The sequence below is a fragment of the Arthrobacter sp. zg-Y877 genome (assembly GCF_030373105.1).
Lineage (GTDB): Bacteria > Actinomycetota > Actinomycetes > Actinomycetales > Micrococcaceae > Arthrobacter_B.
In genome coordinates this window covers 335969-355925 of the sequence record NZ_JAUCPU010000002.1, presented here as the reverse complement: position 1 = coordinate 355925, position 19957 = coordinate 335969, and the positions used below count along the sequence as shown (strand labels likewise).

The 19957-nt window shown below is 67.1% G+C and carries 22 protein-coding genes; 16 read left to right on the top strand and 6 right to left on the bottom strand.

The annotated features are described in order from the left end of the window. Window positions 1-198: 198 nt before the first annotated feature. Both QNO03_RS05725 and QNO03_RS05720 read right to left on the bottom strand, forming a co-directional pair. Window positions 199-510: an FmdB family zinc ribbon protein gene (locus tag QNO03_RS05725; RefSeq protein WP_229947373.1), complete on the bottom strand. Its 312-nt coding sequence runs from the start codon at window positions 508-510 to the stop codon at window positions 199-201. A gap of 52 nt (window positions 511-562) precedes the next feature. After that, window positions 563-1180, bottom strand: coding sequence for a 5-formyltetrahydrofolate cyclo-ligase (locus tag QNO03_RS05720; RefSeq protein WP_289602440.1), 618 nt, complete (start codon window positions 1178-1180; stop codon window positions 563-565). Between the two features lie 67 nt (window positions 1181-1247). On the opposite strand from QNO03_RS05720, the gene galU reads away from it, so the two are divergent. The 4 genes from galU to QNO03_RS05700 all read left to right on the top strand — a co-directional run bounded on the left by galU (window position 1248) and on the right by QNO03_RS05700 (window position 5133). Beyond that, window positions 1248-2153 (top strand): UTP--glucose-1-phosphate uridylyltransferase GalU, encoded by a 906-nt coding sequence (gene galU, locus QNO03_RS05715; RefSeq protein ID WP_229947378.1) that lies wholly within the window; start codon window positions 1248-1250, stop codon window positions 2151-2153. Between the two features lie 6 nt (window positions 2154-2159). Next, window positions 2160-2774 (top strand): GNAT family N-acetyltransferase, encoded by a 615-nt coding sequence (locus QNO03_RS05710; protein WP_289602438.1) that lies wholly within the window; start codon window positions 2160-2162, stop codon window positions 2772-2774. 81 nt (window positions 2775-2855) lie between these two features. Then, entirely contained in the window at window positions 2856-3821 is a 966-nt protein-coding gene (locus QNO03_RS05705; RefSeq protein ID WP_289602437.1) for a hypothetical protein, read from the top strand. A gap of 25 nt (window positions 3822-3846) precedes the next feature. After that, on the top strand, window positions 3847-5133 hold the full coding sequence (locus tag QNO03_RS05700; protein WP_289602435.1) for an aminoglycoside phosphotransferase family protein: 1287 nt from the start codon (window positions 3847-3849) through the stop codon (window positions 5131-5133). A 20-nt stretch (window positions 5134-5153) separates the two neighbouring features. On the opposite strand, the gene QNO03_RS05695 is transcribed toward QNO03_RS05700, so the two are convergent. Beyond that, window positions 5154-5630 (bottom strand): Lrp/AsnC family transcriptional regulator, encoded by a 477-nt coding sequence (locus QNO03_RS05695; protein WP_289602433.1) that lies wholly within the window; start codon window positions 5628-5630, stop codon window positions 5154-5156. Between the two features lie 133 nt (window positions 5631-5763). Between QNO03_RS05695 and QNO03_RS05690 the strand changes: the two genes are divergently transcribed. From QNO03_RS05690 to QNO03_RS05655, 8 genes are all read left to right on the top strand, one after another. Continuing rightward, window positions 5764-7011, top strand: coding sequence for an MFS transporter (locus QNO03_RS05690; RefSeq protein ID WP_289602431.1), 1248 nt, complete (start codon window positions 5764-5766; stop codon window positions 7009-7011). Between the two features lie 36 nt (window positions 7012-7047). Beyond that, a complete protein-coding gene (locus QNO03_RS05685; RefSeq protein ID WP_289602430.1) occupies window positions 7048-7968 on the top strand; it encodes an N-acetylglucosamine kinase in 921 nt (306 codons plus the stop codon). Then, the gene (locus tag QNO03_RS05680) at window positions 7958-8443 is read left to right on the top strand and encodes an NUDIX hydrolase (protein ID WP_289602429.1); all 486 of its coding nucleotides are present in this window, start codon (window positions 7958-7960) and stop codon (window positions 8441-8443) included. The genes QNO03_RS05685 and QNO03_RS05680 overlap by 11 nt, the downstream gene beginning before the upstream one ends. A 223-nt stretch (window positions 8444-8666) precedes the next feature. Then, window positions 8667-9767: an ABC transporter ATP-binding protein gene (locus QNO03_RS05675; RefSeq protein WP_229947441.1), complete on the top strand. Its 1101-nt coding sequence runs from the start codon at window positions 8667-8669 to the stop codon at window positions 9765-9767. A 1-nt stretch (window position 9768) separates the two neighbouring features. Further along, window positions 9769-10527, top strand: coding sequence for an ABC transporter permease (locus QNO03_RS05670; protein WP_289602427.1), 759 nt, complete (start codon window positions 9769-9771; stop codon window positions 10525-10527). Window positions 10528-10529: 2 nt separating this feature from the next. Then, window positions 10530-11288, top strand: coding sequence for an ABC transporter permease (locus tag QNO03_RS05665; RefSeq protein ID WP_289602425.1), 759 nt, complete (start codon window positions 10530-10532; stop codon window positions 11286-11288). Continuing rightward, a complete protein-coding gene (locus QNO03_RS05660) occupies window positions 11285-12238 on the top strand; it encodes an ABC transporter substrate-binding protein (RefSeq protein WP_502874548.1) in 954 nt (317 codons plus the stop codon). Before QNO03_RS05665 ends, QNO03_RS05660 begins: the two co-directional genes overlap by 4 nt. 86 nt (window positions 12239-12324) lie before the next feature. Continuing rightward, window positions 12325-13542: a pyridoxal phosphate-dependent aminotransferase gene (locus QNO03_RS05655; protein WP_289602422.1), complete on the top strand. Its 1218-nt coding sequence runs from the start codon at window positions 12325-12327 to the stop codon at window positions 13540-13542. Window positions 13543-13772: 230 nt separating this feature from the next. On the opposite strand, the gene QNO03_RS05650 is transcribed toward QNO03_RS05655, so the two are convergent. Continuing rightward, entirely contained in the window at window positions 13773-14018 is a 246-nt protein-coding gene (locus tag QNO03_RS05650) for an exodeoxyribonuclease VII small subunit (RefSeq protein ID WP_229950243.1), read from the bottom strand. Between the two features lie 49 nt (window positions 14019-14067). After that, window positions 14068-15336, bottom strand: coding sequence for an exodeoxyribonuclease VII large subunit (gene xseA / locus QNO03_RS05645; RefSeq protein WP_502874547.1), 1269 nt, complete (start codon window positions 15334-15336; stop codon window positions 14068-14070). A 151-nt stretch (window positions 15337-15487) separates the two neighbouring features. Between xseA and QNO03_RS05640 the strand changes: the two genes are divergently transcribed. The 3 genes from QNO03_RS05640 (at window position 15488) to ychF (ending at window position 18569) form a co-directional block, all read left to right on the top strand. After that, window positions 15488-16309, top strand: coding sequence for a hypothetical protein (locus QNO03_RS05640; RefSeq protein ID WP_289602419.1), 822 nt, complete (start codon window positions 15488-15490; stop codon window positions 16307-16309). A gap of 67 nt (window positions 16310-16376) precedes the next feature. Then, on the top strand, window positions 16377-17462 hold the full coding sequence (locus QNO03_RS05635) for a 4-hydroxy-3-methylbut-2-enyl diphosphate reductase (protein WP_229950249.1): 1086 nt from the start codon (window positions 16377-16379) through the stop codon (window positions 17460-17462). A gap of 21 nt (window positions 17463-17483) precedes the next feature. Continuing rightward, complete coding sequence (gene ychF, locus QNO03_RS05630; RefSeq protein WP_289602416.1) at window positions 17484-18569, top strand: redox-regulated ATPase YchF; 1086 nt, start codon at window positions 17484-17486, stop codon at window positions 18567-18569. Window positions 18570-18658: 89 nt separating this feature from the next. Here the strand turns inward: ychF and QNO03_RS05625 are convergent, their stop codons facing one another. Further along, complete coding sequence (locus QNO03_RS05625; RefSeq protein ID WP_289602414.1) at window positions 18659-19015, bottom strand: hypothetical protein; 357 nt, start codon at window positions 19013-19015, stop codon at window positions 18659-18661. Window positions 19016-19562: 547 nt separating this feature from the next. Between QNO03_RS05625 and QNO03_RS05620 the strand changes: the two genes are divergently transcribed. Then, window positions 19563-19952, top strand: coding sequence for a hypothetical protein (locus QNO03_RS05620; RefSeq protein WP_289602412.1), 390 nt, complete (start codon window positions 19563-19565; stop codon window positions 19950-19952). The last annotated feature ends 5 nt before the right edge of the window (window positions 19953-19957 follow it).

The window sequence follows — 19957 nt, the reverse complement described above, 5'->3', positions numbered from 1 at the left end:
TGCACCCCGGCGCCGATGTGGAGGCAAAGTCGAAGCAGGACGGCCGGCCGGAAGTCTGGATGCGGGCCCGGAACTCGGCTGCGAAAAACTCCGCTGCGAAAAGCTGCGGGAGGCCGGCTGGGAAAGCTATGCCGGAAGAGCCGGCTGGGTAGGCCGCCGGAAGACCCGGCTGGGTAACCGTGCCGGAAAAGGCGGTGCTTAGGCCTGGGAACCGGTGGAGCTTGAAGCGGGCGACGCTGCCGGGGTACTGCTGCCCGACGTGGACGTGGACGCAGGTGCCGAAGCCGTGGAACCCTCGGTCTTGGACGGGGTAGCCGGAACGCTGGAGGCGGCCTCACGTGAATCGGTGCGGTAGAAACCGGAGCCCTTGAAAACAACTCCGACGCTGTTGAACTTTTTCCGCAGCCGGCCGCCGCATTCGGGGCAGACCGTCAGGGAGTCTTCGCTGAAGGACTGCTGGATATCGAACGAATGGGTGCAGTCCTTGCAGGCGTAGGCATACGTGGGCACTCTGGTAATCCTCCTTGGACACTCTCAGGCTGGCACTCTCAAGCCTTGAGTGCTAAGTATACATGTGCCCGGCGGGCACCCCCCGCCAGCTGGACGGCGTCAGGACCGCATCCACGGCGGCATCCAGGGGTGTCGTTTCAAAGCTTCCGGCCGGGACATACTCGTGCTCAAAAACCACCGCGACCGCCGGGGCCGGATTGCCGTCCGCCCTCAGTCCGGCCAGGAATCGGTCATAGTATCCGCCGCCCTTACCCATTCGTCCGCCCGAAGAATCCGCTGCCAGCGCGGGAACGAAAACCAGCCCGAGGTCCGGGAAGTCGGAGACGGCATGCCGCGGGCCAACGGGCTCCAGAAGCGAGGCATGCAGTCCAGGCGCCAGCTCTATCCCCGGTGACCATTCGCACCAGGACAGCCGGCGGCCGGGTTCACACACCGGCACCAGCACCCGGTATCCAGACCGGAAGAGCTCCTGCAGCAAGGCTCCCGTGCCGGGTTCGGTCCCGGTCGAGAGGTAACCGGCCACCGTGCCACCGGCGGGCACCACTTCCTGCACCCCGCGCAGCCCGAGGCGGGCAAGACCTGCGGCGGCTTCGGCCCTCTCCGTCTCGGTCAACTCCCGGCGCGACTGCAGATAGTCCCTTCGGGCCTGTTCCTTGTTCAACGAGCGCATATCCCTATTCTCTCTACCCGCATGCTTATTTGGTGCAACGTGAGCGGTGTTGGGTACGCTTACCAGCATGACCACGTCACGACGCACTGTAACCAAAGCCGTAATCCCAGCCGCCGGGCTGGGCACCCGCTTCCTGCCTGCCACCAAGGCGATGCCCAAGGAAATGCTCCCCGTGGTGGACAAACCCGCCATCCAGTACGTGGTCGAAGAAGCAGTCAATGCCGGCATGCCCGACATCCTGATGATCACCGGACGCAACAAGCGCTCCCTCGAGGACCACTTTGACCGTGTTCCCTTCATCGAAAAGACGCTTGAAGACAAGGGCGACCTTGAAAAGCTCGCGATGGTGCGGGCGGCATCCGAGCTCGGGGAGATCCACTACCTCCGCCAGGGCGATCCCAAGGGACTGGGCCACGCAGTGCTGCGGGCCAAGCTGCATATCGGTGACGAACCCTTTGCCGTCCTCCTCGGAGACGACCTGATCGATGCGCGCGACGACCTGCTCGAAAAGATGGTTGAAGTCCAGGCCAAGACCGGCGGATCCGTGATCGCCCTGATCGAAGTGGATCCGGAACAGATCAGCGCCTACGGCTGCGCCGACATTTCCGTGGTCGAGGGCGAGGATTACGTCCGCGTGAACAAGCTCGTGGAAAAGCCCGACGTCGAGGACGCACCCTCCAACCTTGCCGTGATCGGCCGTTACGTGCTGCACCCGTCGGTCTTCGGAGTCCTTGAAGAGACCGGACCCGGCAGGGGCGGGGAAATCCAGCTGACGGATGCGCTGCAGACACTGGCTGCCGCCGAAGGCGAAGGTGCCGGCGTGTATGGCGTGGTCTTCCGCGGCCGCCGCTATGACACGGGCGACAAGCTGAGCTACCTCAAGGCAGTGGTGTCCCTGGCATCCGAGCGTGAGGACCTTGGACCGGCCCTGAGGGACTGGCTGAAGGACTTCACCGGCACTCTCGAAGACTAAGTACCAATGCAGGGCGCATGGCCGGTGACGCTGGAGAGTGACGACGTCATTCTCCGGCCGATCCGGCACCGCGACCGGCGGGAATGGACCGAGGTCCGGTCCCGGAACGCCCGTTGGGTGGGTCCGTGGGAGGCCAGCAATCCCGTCCTGGGCGGGGAACCGCCTACCTACGGCGACATGGTGCGGAGCCTCAACCGCCAGGCCCGCCAGGACTCGGCACTGCCCTTCGTTATCACCGAGCGCCGCGATCCTTACCGGCAGCCGGCGATCGTCGGGCAGCTGACCGTCTCGACCATTGTCTGGGGGTCGGCCCGGATGGCCACCCTGGGGTACTGGGTGGACCAGGAGCGGGCCGGCCGCGGCATTGTCCCCACGGCTGTGGCCCTGGCCACGGACCATTGCTTCCAGGCACTGGCCCTGCACCGGATGGAAATCAACATCCGCCCCGAGAACGCCCCGAGCCTCCGGGTGGTGGAAAAACTCGGATTCCGGGACGAGGGACTGCGCGAACGGTACCTGCATATCGACGGCCACTGGGCAGACCACCGCAGCTTCGCCCTTACCGCCGAGGAGGTCCCCGAGGGCCTCCTGAACCGCTGGAAGTCCCGCAGGGCACTCTAGTTAACTATTTTCACAGCAGACACGCCGACACACCGGTCCGAATGCAGGTGGGCGCGCCTCCAAGCTTCTACCGTCGTAGATGTGGACTTCCCTCTTTATCACTCCGTGAACAGCTCACTGGTGCTGGCGCTTGCCGTTGCACTGTGGCTGGTGTGGGTAGGTCCCTATTTCCTTAGCCGTCCACCTGTTTTCAGCGCATCGGCTGCCCGCGTCCGTCCGGCCGCCAAGTCCATCCACCCGCCCGCCTCACCCGACAAGGGGTCCCAGGGGATCATCATGAACAACATCAGCAATACACCCAGCGGGGGCGGGTCTACGCAGTTTTCCACCCAAGGTCAGCAGCCTGCGCCCCAGGCGCAGCCGGCGCCGGTCTTCCGTATCCGTATGGGCCGGACAGTCCTCGCTGCCGCAGGACTCCTCGCTGTGTTCACAGTGGTGGGCGGCACGCTCCTCGCGGCACTCACCTCCGTGTCCTGGCTCCTCCCCGCCGCAGGGTTGGCAGGTCTGGCGGCGGTAGTCGCAGCGCTTCGCTCGCTCGCGCTGCGGGACCGCCGGCGGAAGGTCGAAAACGCCTTCCGGGCCGCCATGGGACCGGAACCGCGCCAGCGCCGGACAGCCGCCGAGCTGCCGGCAGAAGCGCAGGCCCCTGCGGTGCCGGCCGAACCGCAGCCCGAAACGGTCCTTTTCGACCGCGAATCCACCTCTGCACCCAGCGGAACCGCCGTCGAAGCCAAGGCTGCGCCCAGGTTAACAGCCGAGGAGCTGCGGGCCGAAGCCTTGAAGGTAGCTGCCGCTGTGCACATGCCGCCGCGGCCCAGCACCACACCGTGGCAGCCTGTTGAGCTGCCGAAGCCGGTTTACGTTGATGCGCCCAAGGCCGAGCGGCCCGCGCCCGAGCCGATCGTCCTGCCCGAAACGCCCCGGTCCCTGTCCAAGACTCCGCTGCGTCCTGCTACGCCCCCGGCCCTGCCCGCGCAGGCGGACCAGGCACGTCCGGAGACCGGCAAGATCAACCTGGACGACGTCCTGCAGCGCCGGCGGGCCTAAGGGCCTGAACGCGCCGGCGCCCGCTGTGCCCGACGATCCGAAACGGCACCCCGGCCGTCTTTCCAGCCGGGCGGCGCACGCCGTCGCCGTCCTGGGCGGCGCGGCCATGCGCGGCCCGCTCCAGGACCTGCTGCGGTCCCGTGGACTGCGGCTGGACCACTGGGAGCACCTGCGCAGCCACCACCGGCCCGGGGGAGCCGTCTCCGCCCTGTACCGGGTCCGGTGCCGTCCGGCCGGGCCGGTGCCTCCGGCGGGAGCGGGAAGCACCGCGGACCTGACGCTTTACCTCGGGGCGACCACGGCCGGTGCCGCTGAAACCGGGGAAACCCCACTGAACGCCGCCGGACCGGAAACCGCAGCCGCGCGGATCGCCGGCCTGGATCTATGCCTGTGGTTCCATCCCCATGACCCCGTCCTCCGGTCCCTGCCCTGGGCGACCGATGCCTCAGCCGTAGCGAGGGACGTCTTTGCCTCGGCCGAACCGGGACGGCTCGCCCTCGCCGCCTACCGCCCGCTGCGCCGGGCCGTACTGCGGGCCGAGCACGCCCACGGAACCGCCTACCTGAAACTCCTGCCACCGGCGCAGCTGCCTGCCCTGCGGCGGCGCCACCGGCTGCTGGAGGCCAGCGCGGTGCCGGCCCCGCTGCTGCTGCCGGCGGATTCCGCGGCCGCCCGGGACGCGGTGGTCCTCGGCGCCCTGCCCGGCACCTCCCTGTTCCGGCTCCTGGTCGACGACGGCGCCGCCGGGGTACGTCCCGGGGTCCTCCTGGAACTGCTGGACGCCTTGCCGTCCGGGGCGCTGGACCTGCCGCTGCGCCTCAGCTGGGCGGACCGCGTCGAGGAGTATGCCGGGACGGCTGCTGCTGCGGTCCCTGCCGAAACAGACAGCATTTGGAAACTTGCGGGTGAAATCCGGGAGGTCCTGGAATCCGCGCCTGCGGGACCGCTGGTTCCGGTCCACGGCGACTTCCACGAGGGAAACCTGCTGCTCTCCGACGGGACGGTTACGGGCCTGCTCGACATTGACGGGCTCGGCCCGGGGCACCGGGTCGATGACCTGGCCTGCCTGCTGGGCCACCTGGCGGTCCTGGCGGCGGCACATCCGGACCGGCCGCAGCTGGGACAGGCCCTGGCCGACTACCGGCGGGTTTTCGAGGAGGCCGTGGACCCGGCCGCCCTGCACGCCAGGGCCGCCGGCGTCGTGCTGACCCTGGTGGCGGGCGCACGGGCCCGGCGCGGGGTGAGCCGCGGCCGGAACGCGGTCCTCAGGCTGGATACCGCGCGCCGGCTGCTCCGCGAAGCCCAGCAGTAGGGCAGCCCCGGACCAGCGGCTCACTCCGCAGGCGGGACCAGTTTTTCCAGCAGCGGTTCAGTGCGGTACGGGATGTGCTCGTGCAGGGCCAGGACCGTTTCCGTACGGATCACGCCCTTGATCCGAAGGACGGAGCGCAGGGCCTGCTGCAGCTGCTGGGTGTCCGTGGCGGTCATCCGGCACCACACGTCACCCCGGCCGGAAATCTCGTGGACCTCCAGCACCTGGGGGAGGGTACGGAGTCCGGCGATCACGCCGTCGAGCTCGCGGTGGTTCACTTCGATGGTGATGAATGCCTGCACGTCGTAGCCGAGCTGCGAAAGGTCGACGTCGCGGCCGGACCGGCGGATGACTCCGGCCCGCAGCAGGTGCCGGACATGGGCCTGGGCAGTATTGCGGGCAACACCAAGCCGCTCGCTCAGGTCGCTGATCTGCGCCCGAGGATCCCGAACCAGTTCCAGCAGCAACCGGCGGTCGAGCGGGTCCAGATTGGCCATCTAGCGCATCTCCTGTCAGTAGCACCGAACTAAATTGAGCGTTTCGATCAAAAGATCACTCTAATGTGTCTTTGCTGCTTGGCGACACTTCATCCTGTAGGAGCATTAGCTACAAATAGGATGGAAGTGCCCCGTGACAGTGCTCAGTGAGCTGCGCATGCAGCCCGCCGCCCGCACCAGGCGGAAGGAGTGGGACGCGGCCATCCGGCCCCGGCTGATCCTGACGCTTGCCGTAATGAGCACGCTGCTCATCGGCGCGAACCTTGCGACCCCGCTGTATCCGCTGCTCGGCGACTCCCTTGGCCTCTCCTACTTCGGCGTGACGCTGGCATTCGCCTCGTATGTCCTCGTCCTGGTCGCCGGTCTGCTGCTCGTAGGGCACTGGTCCGACTACATTGGCCGCCGTGCGGCACTCGTAGTGGCCGCCGTCGTCTCCCTGGCAGGCGGGCTGATCTTCGGCACCGCCACCGACGTAGGTGCCCTGATGCTCGGCCGTGCCCTCCAGGGCGCTTCGGTAGCCCTCGCCACCGGCGCCAGCTCGGCCGCCCTGCGCGAACTGCTGCCGCATAAACCCGAATGGGCCACCCGCTTCACCCTGCTCGTGTCCGCCGGTGGCGTGGCTGCCGGCCCGGTGATCGGCGGCCTCCTGTCCCTGCTGCCCGCGCCCACCCTGACGCCCTTCCTGATCCACTCCGCGGTCCTGGCAGCCCTCCTGATTCCGCTCTGCATGCTGAAGGCACGGCCGGCCATCTCCCTCGCCGAAGGCCCGCCGCTGGCCATGCTGCGGCCGCGGAAACCGGCCGTCTCGCATCGTGCCCGCACACAGTTCTGGATTGCGTCAACCACCGGGTTCCTGAGCTTCGCGGTCTTCGGGTTCTGCCTCTCCCTGGCGCCCACCTACTTTTCCTCCATTGCAGGAACCACGTGGCGGCCCGCGATCGGGCTGCTCGCCGCCCTCGCCCTGGGCGCCTCAGCGGTCAGCCAGCTGACCGGCATCCGGGGCCGCTACACCGCACCCATCGGACTCGCTGCGATGGGTACCGGCACCGCACTGATTCCCGTGGCCGGAGGCACCGGGAGCCTCGTACTCCTGACGGTCGCCTGCGTGCTGGCCGGATTCGGCCAGGGCATGGCTTTCCGGGTGGTGTTCAACGAGGTCGCCGCAGCGGTTGAGGCCGCCGAACATGCCCGGATCATCAGCACCGTCTACGTCATCACCTACCTCGGCAGCGCCATTCCCGTGCTGGGCCTCGGCGCAGCGGGCGGGATCTGGGGGCTGGACGCTTCGGTGGCCGGTTTCTCGGCACTGATCACGGCGGCGTGCCTCGTCCTGGCGGTCCTGAGCCTGCGGCGGAACCGGCGCCGGGCCGCCGCCGGCTAGGTTCGCCGGACGCCCGCGGGAAAGTAGGGTGGTCCAATGCATGCATTTCCACCTCCGGCTCCCCACTACGCCGGCCCGGACACCATCGGCCTCGACATTGGCGGAACGAAGACCCACGGCATCCGGCTGCACCGCGGCGTCGGCACCCTCGAAGCCATTGCCGGCAGCGCCAATGTCCAGAACGTTCCGGTGGAGGCTGCCCGGGCGTCCCTGGCAGAGGTTTTCGGCGCGCTGGGGACCGACGGCGTGGGGCGGGTGATTGCCGGGTCCGGGGGAGTGGACACCGAACAGGACGCCGCCGCGCTCCGAGCCCTGATTGCCGAACACGTGCCCGACGCCGTCGTCGAGGTTGTGCACGACACCCGACTGATTCTCGCCGCAGGCGAAGCTCCGTCCGGCATCGCGGTCATTGCCGGCACCGGATCCGTGGCCTGGGGGATTGACGGCTCCGGCCGGGAGGCCCGTTCGGGCGGCTGGGGGTACCTGCTGGGCGACGAAGGCAGCGGCTACTGGGTGGGACGCGAAGCCGTCCGGCACACGCTCCGGCGCAGCAACCTGGAACTGGAACCGGATCCGCTCAGCGTTGCCCTGATGCGGCAATGCGGCGCCGAGAACCCCGACGCGCTGATCAGCCTGTTCCACGGTGCGACGGACCGCCCCTACTGGGCCGGAAAGGCAGGGCTGGTCTTCGACGCCGCGCAGGAAGGAAATCCGGCGGCCGTGGACATCGTGGGCGAGGCGGCGGAGCACCTGGCCGGACTCATCCTCGACGTGGCCGGCCTCCTGAAGATCCCCGGCCCGGTCGTGATCGGCGGGGGACTGGGCATGCACCAGCCGCTGCTGCAGGACCTGCTCCGCACCCGGCTGAACGCAGCAGGACTGACCGACATCCGTTTCCTCACCACAGACCCCGTGTTCGGGGTGGCCTACCTGCTGGGTGCCGGCAATGTCCGCTGACTTCGACGTCCGGGTGGGGGCGTACGCCGTGATTGTCCGCGACGGGATGCTGCTGCTGGCGCACTGGAACGAGCACGGCAACTCGCACTGGACCCTGCCCGGCGGCGGGCTTGAACGGGGCGAGGACGCTCCGGCCGCCGCAGTGCGGGAGGTGCGGGAGGAGACCGGCTATGAAGCGCGCCTTGAGGGCCTGCTGGGAGTGGACAGCATCTTCATTCCGCCCGAACAGCGCATGCACGGCGAACCCCGGATGCTGCACGGCCTGCGGATCATCTACCGCGCCGACGTCGTGGACGGCGCCCTCCGCGATGAAGAAAACGGCAGCACAGACCAAGCCGCCTGGGTGCCACTGGACGAGGTTCCGGCCCTGGACCGGACCGGCCTGGTGGACGTGGGACTGCGCCTGCTGGCCGCAGGTACATACACCTCCAACGGGTCCGCACCACCCCTCGACCCGGCCCGCCCCATCCACTAACCCGTCCCGCTTGACGCTGGACTACCGCTGCAGGTGTGAAATACCGTGATGCTTCACGGCACGTCGCGAGCTGCCCGGCATACCGGCATCCCCACGGAAGGCATGCACCATGACCCCGCCGCCAGACCCCGCTACCCCTGACCGCACGGATTCCTCCACGCGGCAGTCCGGCCCGCATTCCGGTATTGCCGCCGGCACGCAGGACGCCACACCCGGCACGCCGATGATCCGGTTCCGGGCGGTGACCAAGACCTACGGCGATGCCGCACCGGCGGTCCGGAACCTGGACCTGGATATCGAGCGCGGATCCATCACCGTCTTCGTGGGCCCGTCGGGCTGCGGAAAAACCACCTCGCTGCGCATGATCAACCGGATGGTGGAGCCGACGTCGGGCAGCATCGAAGTGGACGGCGTGGACATCTCCACCGTCAAGGCCGCCCAGCTGCGGCGATCCATGGGCTACGTGATGCAGTCCTCGGGCCTGCTGCCGCACCGGACCGTACTGGACAACGTGGCCACGGTTCCGCGCCTGAACGGTACCCCGCGGCGGGACGCGCGGCGCCGCGCCGCGGAACTGCTCGACGTCGTCGGGCTGGATCCGACCCTCGGGAACCGGTATCCCGCCCAGCTGTCCGGCGGCCAGCAGCAACGGGTGGGCGTGGCCCGGGCCCTCGCCTCCGATCCGCCCGTGCTGCTGATGGACGAACCCTTCAGTGCCGTGGACCCGGTGGTCCGTGCGGAGTTGCAGGAGGAACTGCTGCGGCTGCAGCAGGACCTGTCCAAAACCATCGTCTTCGTCACCCACGACATTGACGAAGCCACTATCCTGGGCGACAAGGTGGCGGTCTTCGCCACCGGCGGCAGGCTCGCCCAGTATGCCGCCCCGGAGGAAATCCTCCGGGCACCGGTGGACGATTTCGTCGCCGGCTTCGTGGGACGGGACCGCGGTTTCCGCCACCTGTCCTTCCAGGACGGGACGGCCGTGCCCGTCCACCCGGTGCAGGTCATTGCCGCGGAACGGCTGCCGGACCCGGCGGCCAGGGTGGACGGAAGCTGGGCACTGTGCGTAGATGCCGACGGCGCCCCGCTGGGCTGGGTGCCTGCGGACCGCCGCGACGCAATCACCGGAACCTCGGGCCTGGTGCCGGGCGGATCCCTCTACCCGGAGGGGACAAGCCTGCGCCGGGCCCTGGACGCAGCCCTCTCGTCCCCGTCCGGGCTGGGAGTCGCGGTGGACGCTGACGGGCGGGTGACCGGCGTCGTGCAGGCGGCGGAAATCCTGGGCCTGATCGAGGCCGCGCGCCTGCAGCGGACCGGGAGCTGACATGGAATGGTTCCTGGCCCACACCGATGACGTCTTTCGGCTCAGCGGGCTGCACCTCTACCAATCGATACTGCCCCTGGTGATCGGCGTGCTGATTGCCCTTCCCCTGGCACAGCTGGTGCGCGGCCGGCGGAAAATCCGCGGCTTTGTCCTATCCGCAGGCTCGCTGCTCTACACGATTCCGTCGCTGGCCCTGTTCGTCACCCTGCCGGCTCTTCTGGGGACCCGCATCCTGGACCTCGCCAACATCATCGTGGCCCTGACCATCTACGCCGTGGCCCTGATGCTGCGGGTAGGCATCGACGCGTTCGACTCCGTTGACGACGGCGTCCGCCAGGCCGCGGTGGCCATGGGCTACCGGCCGCTGCGCCGCTTCCTGACGGTGGACCTGCCGCTGTCCGTTCCGGTGCTGATTGCCGGCCTGCGCGTGGTCTCGGTCAGCAACATCTCCATGGTCAGCGTGGGCGCCCTGATCGGCGTCGAAAACCTGGGCTTCTTCTTCAGCGACGGCCTGCGCCGCTATTTCCTGACGGAGATCGTGGTGGGGATTATCGCCACCCTCGTCCTGGCCTTCCTGATGGACCTGCTCCTGGTCCTGGTGCAGCGGCTGCTCACGCCCTGGACCCGTGCCGGCGTCACCGGCCGGGGCGCGCGGGGCCGCACCAACCGCAGCGGCGGCACGGACGGCGGCGGCCCGGTACCCACCCTCCGGCCGGCGCCGGTGGCGGCCGCACCCGACGTCGCACTGAAGGGGGCCTAGGCATGGTTGGCATCCCGCGCACCGACTACACCAGCACCAACCCCCTCGGCCATGGGTGGGAATGGCTCACGGACCCGGCCAACTGGTCCGGAGCCGCAGGCATCCCGGTGCGGACCCTGGAGCACCTGCAGTACACCGGCCTCGCCCTGTTGATCGCCGCGCTCATCGCGGTGCCGCTGGGCCTGTTCATAGGGCACACCGGGCGCGGCCGTGTGGCGGTGGTGGCGGTCTCGGGGCTGCTGCGGGCGCTGCCGACCCTGGGCATGCTCACCCTGTTCGTGCTGCTCGCCGGGCTGGGCCTGATGCCGCCCATCTGGTCCCTGGTGCTCCTGGCCGTCCCGCCGCTGCTGGCCGGCACCTATGCCGGAATTGCATCCGTGGAGCCAAACGTCGTGGACGCCGCCCGCAGCCTGGGAATGAATGAAGCGCAGGTACTGTTCCGGGTAGAGATCCCCAACGGCATGCGGGTCCTGCTGGGCGGGCTGCGCGGTGCCACCCTGCAGGTGGTGGCCACAGCGGCCGTGGTTGCGACGATCAACCTCGGCGGGCTGGGACGCTATCTCATCGACGGCTTGGCGGTGGGGGACTACGGGCGGGTCTTTGGCGGGGCGGTCATCATTGCCCTGTTGGCGCTCGCGGTCGACGGCGTCATCGCGCTGGGATCACGTTTCTTGATCCCGTCAGGACTCGGCCGCCCGGAGGCGACCGGTAAATCGAGCGGCAGCGGAGTTCCCGCCGCCGGAGCACAAGGAGGAAAATGATGAAGCACCACGCGCGCCGCAGTTCCCGGCAGGCCCTGGCGGTCCTGGCCGGCGGAATGGCCCTGGCCCTCGCGGGCTGCAGCGGAGGCGGGGACCCGCTGGAGAATGAAAGCGCGCCGGAGCCCTCCGGCAGCAGCACCGCACAGGCACTGGTTGTCGGGTCCGCGGACTTCCCGGAGAGCAGCACCATCGCCGAAATCTATGCCGGTGCCCTCAACGCAGCAGGCATCCCCGCCGAAACCCGGCTGGGCATCGGATCCCGCGAGGTTTACATCCCCGCCCTCGAAGACGGTTCGATCGACCTGATTCCCGAGTACACCGGGGCCCTGCTGGTGGAGGTGGACCCGGAAACGGACCTCGTGGAGCCCGGCGAGATTGTCGACTCCCTCACCGAAAAGCTGCCGGAGAACCTGGTGGTCCTTGAGCCTTCCGAGGCTCAGGACAAGGACGCCATGGTGGTCACCGCAGCCACGGCCGAAAAGTACCAGCTCGAAAGCATCGAAGACCTGGCGAAGGTGTGCGGTGAACTGACCCTCGGCGCACCTGCCGAATTCGCCGAGCGCACCCAGGGCCTCGCCGGCCTGAAGGAGAAGTACGGCTGCGAATTCAAGGAATTCACCGCCATCGGCGACAGCGGCGGGCCGCTCACCGTCGACGCCCTGCTGAACAACGACGTCCAGGTGGCAGACATCTACACCACCACCCCCGCCATCGAGGAAAACGGCCTGGTGGTCCTGGAGGACCCGAAGCAGAACTGGCCGGCGCAGCAGGTCATCCCGCTGATCGCCGATGACCGTGTCAGCGACGAGGCCCGGGAAGTGCTGGACAAGGTTTCCGCCCAGCTCACCACTGAGGACCTCATCATGCTGAACCAGGCCGTCAGCGGCGACCAGAAGCTCGATCCTTCCGAAGCCGCGCAGGACTGGCTGGAGGAAAAGGGCCTGGCCTAGCCTGCGGCGCCTCCTGGAACCGGCCGCGGCGTCCCGTGCAGCGAAACATACGCTGCCGGGACGCCGCCCTGTGGCATCCTAAGGAAATGGTCGAATTCAAGCAGTCGCACAAACTCCACAACGTCCTGTATGACATTCGTGGACCGTTGCTGGAACACGCGCAGCGGATGGAAGCAGCAGGGCACCGGATCCTCAAGCTGAACATCGGCAATCCCGCGCCGTTTGGCTTCGAAGCGCCCGAGGCCATCCTGGTGGACATGATGCGGCACCTGCCCAAGGCCCAGGGCTACAGCGATTCCCGCGGCATCTTCTCCGCCCGCACCGCCGTCGTGCAGTACTACCAGGGCCGCGGCATCAACAACATCGACGTCGACGACGTGTACCTGGGCAACGGTGTCAGTGAACTGATCACCCTCTCCATGCAGGCGCTGCTGAACAACGGCGACGAGATCCTCGTGCCCGCCCCGGACTACCCGTTGTGGACCGCTTCGGTGTCCCTGGCCGGCGGCACGGCGGTGCATTACCTGTGCGACGAATCCGAGCACTGGTGGCCCGACGTCGACGATCTGGCCTCGAAGATCACCGACCGCACCAAGGGCATTGTCCTGATCAACCCGAACAACCCCACCGGTGCCGTCTACCCGGAGCACGTGGTGAAGTCCATCGTGGACCTGGCGCGAAAGCACGGGCTGATCATCTTCTCGGACGAGATTTACGAAAAGATCCTGTACGACGACGCCGTGCACGTGAACTCTGCAACGGTCACCGGCGACGACGTCCTGTGCCTGACCTTCAGCGGCCTGTCCAAGGCCTACCGGATAGCCGGATACCGCAGCGGCTGGATGGCGATCTCCGGCCCGAAGGCCGCGGCGGCGGATTACATCGAAGGCATCAACCTGCTGGCCAACATGCGCCTGTGCGCGAACGTTCCAGCCCAGCACGCCATCCAGACCGCACTGGGCGGCTACCAAAGCATCAATGACCTGATCCTGCCCGGCGGACGCCTGCGCGCCCAGCGCGACAAGGCGCACCAGATGCTCAACGACATCCCCGGCGTGACCTGTGAGCTGGCGCAGGGTGCCCTGTACCTGTTCCCGCGCCTGGATCCGGACGTCTATCCGATCAAGGACGACGAGCAGTTCGCCCTGGACCTGCTGAAGCAGCAGAAGATCCTGGTGTCGGTGGGGACGGCGTTCAACTGGGTGCGCCCGGACCACTTCCGGATGGTCACTCTGCCCAACGTGGAGGACATCGAAGACGCCATGAACCGGCTGGGGGAGTTCCTGAGTAGCTACAAGCCGTAGGTGGGTGGGGCGGGGGCAGGGGACAGCCCGCCGCCCCTTAGCGCAGCCAACCCACCCTGGCCTCGCAAGCTCAGTCAGGGAACCCTGGTTCGCTGCTTCCCCGCTCGTTCCTCGCTCGGCGATGCGGGGCTCACGGGCTGTCCCAGCCCCGCCCGCGCCTTAGCAGCGCAGGTTCGGTCAGCGAGGTTCGCCGCGCTAAGGGGCTGCGGAGTGCCCCAGTCTTGTTGCGGTTACTCGCCGGAAGCCTGGGTGCGGGCAGCGTCCAGACGCTGGCGGGCGCCCTCAAGCCAGGATTCGCACCGGGTGGCAAGGTGTTCTCCGCGTTCCCAGAGGGCCAGGGACTCCTCGAGGCTGGCGCCGCCGGTTTCGAGCCGGCCCACCACGGCGAGCAGCTCGTCGCGGGCCTGCTCGTAGCTCATGGCCTGGATGTCCTCGGGTACTGCCGGTGTGGCCTGTGCTGCGGGTGTTTCACTCATGTCTGGTCCTCTTCGTTTTCGGTAATGATCAAGGGGCAGCCGGTATCGGCTACCGGGTGCCTTCGGTGGCGGTGAGTTCGCCGACGGCCACGCGGATCCGCAGCTGTGCGGCGGCGGGCACCGTTGCGGCGTCGCGCACCACGGAGCCGTCCTGGAGCTGGACCACCGCGTAGCCGCGGTCCAGCGTGTTCTGCGGCGACAGTGCGCGCACCTGCGCCCGCAGATGGCCTATCCGGTCCGCATCCCGGCGGACCTCCGCGGTCACGGCGGACATGGCGCGGGACCGCAGCCGGGAAATCTCTTCCTGCCGCCGGTCCACCATGGACAGCGGTGCGGCCAGGGCCGGACGGGAACGGATATGCGCCAGGCGGTCGGTTTCCCGGCCCAGCAGGGTGGTGAGGACGCGCCGCAGTTGCGCGCGGGACTGCCGGACCCGTGCCAGCTCCTCGCCGACATCCGGCACCACTCGCTTGGCGGCGTCGGTGGGCGTGGACGCGCGCAGGTCGGCCACTTCGTCGAGCAGGGGACGGTCCGCCTCGTGCCCGATGGCGCTGACCACCGGAGTCTGCGCCGCTGACACTGCCCGGACCAGGTCCTCGTGGCTGAAAGCCAGCAGGTCCTCCAGCGAGCCGCCGCCGCGGGCAATGATGATCACGTCCACTTCGGGCATGGCATCCAGTTCTGCCAGGGCACGGCTGACCTCGGCCACCGCATTGACGCCCTGCACCGCGACTTCGCGGACTTCAAACTCCACCGCGGGCCAACGCAGCGCGGCGTTGCGCATGACGTCCTTCATGGCGTCCGAGTTCCGGCCGGTGATCAGGCCGATCCTGCCAGGCAGCAGCGGCAGCGGCAGCTTGCGGTCCTCGCGGAAGAGGCCTTCGGCCGCCAGTGCGTGCCGCAGGCGTTCAATCCGTGCCAGCAGATCACCCAGCCCCACCGGCCGGATGTCCCGGGTCTGCATGGACAGCCGTCCGGTCTTGACCCAGAAATCAGGCTTCACCAGGGCCACCACCCGGGCACCGCGTTCCAGTGGAAGCTCGAGCCGGTTCATGACCGTGCTCCACGCGGTCAGGGACAGCGAGACCTCGGCGTCGACGTCGCGCAGGGTGATGTAGGAGGCATTGGCGCGACGGTTCAGCTCGATCACCTGGCCCTCCACCCAGGTGGCGGGGGCGCGGTCGATGTAGCTTTTGAGGTTCTTCGAGAGCAGCGCCAGCGGCCAGGGGTTCTCGGGGGACGTCTCAGCCGCCGTGGCGGGCAGGGTGGTCTGCTCCGGGGTATTCTCGGGACTCAATGGTCCGCTGTCATCTTGCATCTGGATGCTCCCGCAGTGGATTGGAACTGGCTCTCGGGCCGGTGGAAGAAACCGGCGCAGGCTTAATGTCTATCAGGTGCTTCCCCCGGTCCGGTTCCGCCTGCCCGTCAAGGGTGTGCGGAACCCCATGGACAAAGGAACTTTTTCTCTTATGCGCAACTTCGCCTCCGTCGTCTTCGGACTGCTGGCCGTCCTGCTCGCCGCGGCGGCGTTCTGTGGTGCATGGCTGAACACGAATGTGGTTTCGGAAACCGGCTTTGCCGCGCTGGGGGAGCCGCTGGCACAGGACGAATCCCTCCAGGGTGAACTCGCCACGTCCCTGTCCGGCGCCGTGTCGGTGGATGTTCCCGCGCCGCTGGCCGGACTGGTGGGGCCGCTGATCACCACGGCCGTGGAACAGGTCCAGTCGCTGCCGGAGTACCCGGAGGCCTGGAGTGAGACGCTGCGCCGCTCGCATGCACTGACCTTCGGTAACGCCGCGGAGGGGACGGGCAGCGCGGTGACGCTCGACGTCGCGCCCCTGGTAGGACTTGTCACCGGCAGCGTGGGCGGGGAACTGGGCGCATCGGTGCCCGCCCCGGAGCAGGTTCCGGTGGAGATCGGGGGAGCGGGGCAGGCGGATCTGATCTCCAATGTGCAGCGGGCCGGCGAGGCCTGGCCGCTGCTGGCGCTTGCCGCCGCCGTTGCAGGCCTCCTGGCCCTGATCGCGGCCCGACGCCGGTCCACCACCTTCGCGATGCTCGGGCTTGGCGTGGCGGTCGCCGGGGGAGTGCTGTGGCTGGGAGCCGGATTGGTGCCCGTCCGGCTAGTCGCGCAGCAGCTCGGCAGTCCGGTGGCATCCGCGTTCGCCGAAGCCTTTGCCGGGCAGGCAATCGGAAGCCTGAGGAGCTGGACCGTCGGCCTGATGCTGGCCGGAGCCGCGGCCTTCGTGGTGGGGATGCTCGCACGGGCCCTCAGGCGTTCGCGGCGGTAGGTCTGCTGTGAGCGTACCCACCGCCGCGGGGGACGGGATGGCCGGGTCCACCCGATAGCATGGGTGCATGACCAGCACAGTTATCTCCGTGCCTATGCCCACCGTGCCCCGGCGGCGCCGCACCCCCGAGGAAGTGGCCGCTGCCGCTCCCGTTTTCGGTCCGCGGCGCGTGATGCTGGCTGCACCGCGCGGCTACTGCGCCGGAGTGGACCGGGCCGTCATCGCCGTCGAAAAGGCGCTGGAGGCCTACGGGCCGCCCGTGTACGTCCGCAAGCAGATTGTCCACAACCTGCACGTGGTGACCACCCTGGAGGAAAAGGGTGCGATCTTCGTGGATGAAACCGACGAGGTGCCCGAGGGCTCGCTGCTGATCTTCTCCGCCCACGGCGTCTCTCCCGCCGTCGTGCAGTCCGCGGCGGACCGGCAGCTGCGCACCATCGATGCCACCTGCCCGCTGGTCACCAAGGTGCACCGCGAAGCCGTCCGGTTTGCCCGCGACGACTTCGACATCCTGCTGATCGGACACGAAGGCCACGAAGAGGTCGAGGGCACCTACGGCGAGGCGCCGGAGCACATGCAGATTGTCAACGGCCCCGAAGACGTGGACAAGGTCACCGTCCGGGACCCGGACAAGGTCATCTGGCTGTCCCAGACCACGCTGAGCGTGGACGAAGCCATGCACACCGTGAACCTGCTGCGCGAACGCTTCCCCTCCCTGCAGGATCCGCCCAGCGACGACATTTGCTACGCAACCTCCAACCGGCAGGCAGCCATCAAGAAGATTGCCCCGGAAGCGGACCTGGTGCTGGTGGTGGGTTCGGCAAACTCCTCCAACTCCGTCCGGCTGGTGGAGGTGGCACTGGAATACGGCGCCAAGGCCTCCTACCGGGTGGACTTTGCCAACGAGGTGGACGAGAGCTGGTTCGAGGGTGTCGCCACGGTGGGCGTGACCTCCGGTGCCTCCGTTCCGGAGAACCTGGTCCAGGATGTGCTGCACCTCCTGGCCCAGTACGGCTACGGCGACGTCGAAGAGGTAGTGACGGCCGAGGAGGACATCATCTTCTCCCTGCCGAAGGAAATCCGCGCCACGCTGAAGGCCATGGGTGACTCTTCCCGCGGCCTGGGCGGCCGCCGTCGTGCCGACGAGTCCTAGCGCCCGGTATCATTTACTAACGTGGCTCTTACTATTGGCATCGTCGGCCTGCCCAACGTCGGCAAATCAACCCTGTTCAATGCGCTGACCCGCAACAACGTGCTGGCGGCGAACTACCCGTTCGCCACCATCGAACCGAACGTCGGCGTCGTGTCCCTTCCCGATCCGAGGCTGGCCAAGCTGGCCGAAATCCACGGTTCGGCGCGCATCCTCCCGGCGACCGTGTCCTTCGTGGACATTGCCGGGATCGTCAAGGGCGCTTCCGAAGGTGAAGGCCTGGGCAACCAGTTCCTCGCCAACATCCGCGAAGCGGAAGCCATTGCCCAGGTTATCCGCGTGTTCGATGACCCCGACGTCATCCACGTGGACGGCAAGGTGGACCCGCGTTCGGACATGGAAACCATCAACACCGAACTGATCCTCGCGGACCTGCAGACACTCGAAAAGGCGATCCCGCGGGTGGAGAAGGAAGTCAAGATCAAGAAGCGCGACGCCGCGCAGCTGGCTGCCATGCAGGCGGCCCAGACTGTGCTCGAGCGCGGCGACACGATCTTCTCCTCGGTGGCCAGCGACAAGCTGGACATGGAGCACCTGCGCGAGCTGAGCCTGCTCACCGCCAAGCCGTTCATCTACGTGTTCAACGTCGACGACGCCGTGCTGGGCAACCCGGACCGCCAGGCCGAGCTGCGCGAACTCGTGGCACCGGCGGACGCGATCTTCCTTGATGCCAAGCTCGAAGCCGACCTGGTGGAGCTGGACGAAGAAGAGGCCCGCGAAATGCTGGAAATGAACGGCCAGGAGGAATCCGGCCTGGACCAGCTGGCCCGCGTCGGCTTCCACACCCTCGGCCTGCAGACCTACCTGACTGCCGGCCCCAAGGAAACCCGCGCCTGGACCATCCGCAAGGGCGACACCGCCCCGCAGGCTGCCGGCGTCATCCACACCGACTTCCAGCGCGGCTTCATCAAGGCCGAAGTTGTTTCCTTCGACGACCTGGTCGACGCCGGCTCCATGGCCGAAGCCAAGTCCCGCGGCAAGGTCCGCATCGAAGGCAAGGACTACGTTATGGCCGACGGCGACGTGGTGGAGTTTAGGTTCAACGTCTAGTCTCTTCGACTGAATCAATAGAAATGCCGCTCCGCGAATGTGGGGCGGCATTTTTTGTGCGAAATTGAATCACGTTACCGCCTCGCCACTCAGCTCGGTTGCGACAGACCTTTGAGCATGGCGCCGAGGCTGGAGTGGAAGGCTCTCAGGCCATCGAGATTCATGTATAGGTTCGCGCTCTCCTGCGGGTCATCACCCGCATCGTAGAACTGGAAGCGCAGGAGGGGCTGCGCGTCTTCTTCGTCCTGGGATGCGCTGAGGGCTACCCACGAGATTTCTGGTGGAAGTCCACCTCCGCCTAGAGCCTCGAGTCGTTGCGCCATCGCGGGTGGAGTTGCCTCTTGCCTGCCGTCATCGTAGATAACGAAACGCGTGCAGCAGGAGTTATCCTCGGAATCGGTTTGGTGGTCGTCACACCAAGGCTTGCAATTCGGTGATGCGGTCATATCTTCCCCCAATAATTCGTTCTTTTGATCGAGGCTACGGGCAGTAGAGTCTCTGCCCTGCCAGGTTGCTGATTTGCTATCACTGACGTCCGTGAATGACGGTGATGCTGCGAGTGGGGTCGTCGGTTTTTCATTCCTTCGCAGCCCTAGTCAGCATCCTGAGCTCGTTGTCCAGTGACTTCCGCAGTCGACGTTATCCGGTTAAGGAACGTGGTGGAGTTTAGGTTTGTGCTCTAACTTCTGAAGGCGCGGTGTGGGCGACCCCTACCTTGCGGTCAACCGTACCAGTGGTGACCAGATCTCGGGTTTTTGTTATCGACTTCAAGCAATCTTGTCTTCCTGTACGGAAAGGAGAACCAATGGACCTCGAAGATGCTCCCCACGGTGAATGCATTAGCTGTGGAGCCACTACTTTTTCTTGGTGCCAGAAAGTGGACAACTGGCACTGTACAAGTTGTGACATTAAGTGCTCGTAGGTGCCATCTGTGCAAAGCTAAGAGCCCAGAGAGCGTGATCGCTCTGGGATTCACTGTGAGGGGGAATTCGAATGACGGACTCTAACTGGAACGCGGCCGTCCAGCGACTCGTCGAAGCCAAAAAGCAGGCCATGGTCCGCAAGTTGGAGATCGAGGTAGCTCGGGAGCACGCTGAAATTGAGTGGCGGGCGGAGTACGAGCCGGTCGTTCGGAAAGTCGCGCTCAGCGTCGCGTACGATGCCGTGCACGTTACGGTCGCCGAGGTTTCGAAGTGGCTGCTCACGGAAGATGAAGTGGGGGAGAGGCTGGCTGATGCGCTCCGTGAGCATCACTCAGTCGCCGATCCGCTCGTATCGGAAATCGTCGCAACTGTGCGATCGGTTCTGTCCGCGCTAGTGGCGGATATTGAAATCGTTGATGAATCCGGCGATGATTCGGACGCGTGCCCGCTAGTCCCCTAGGTGAC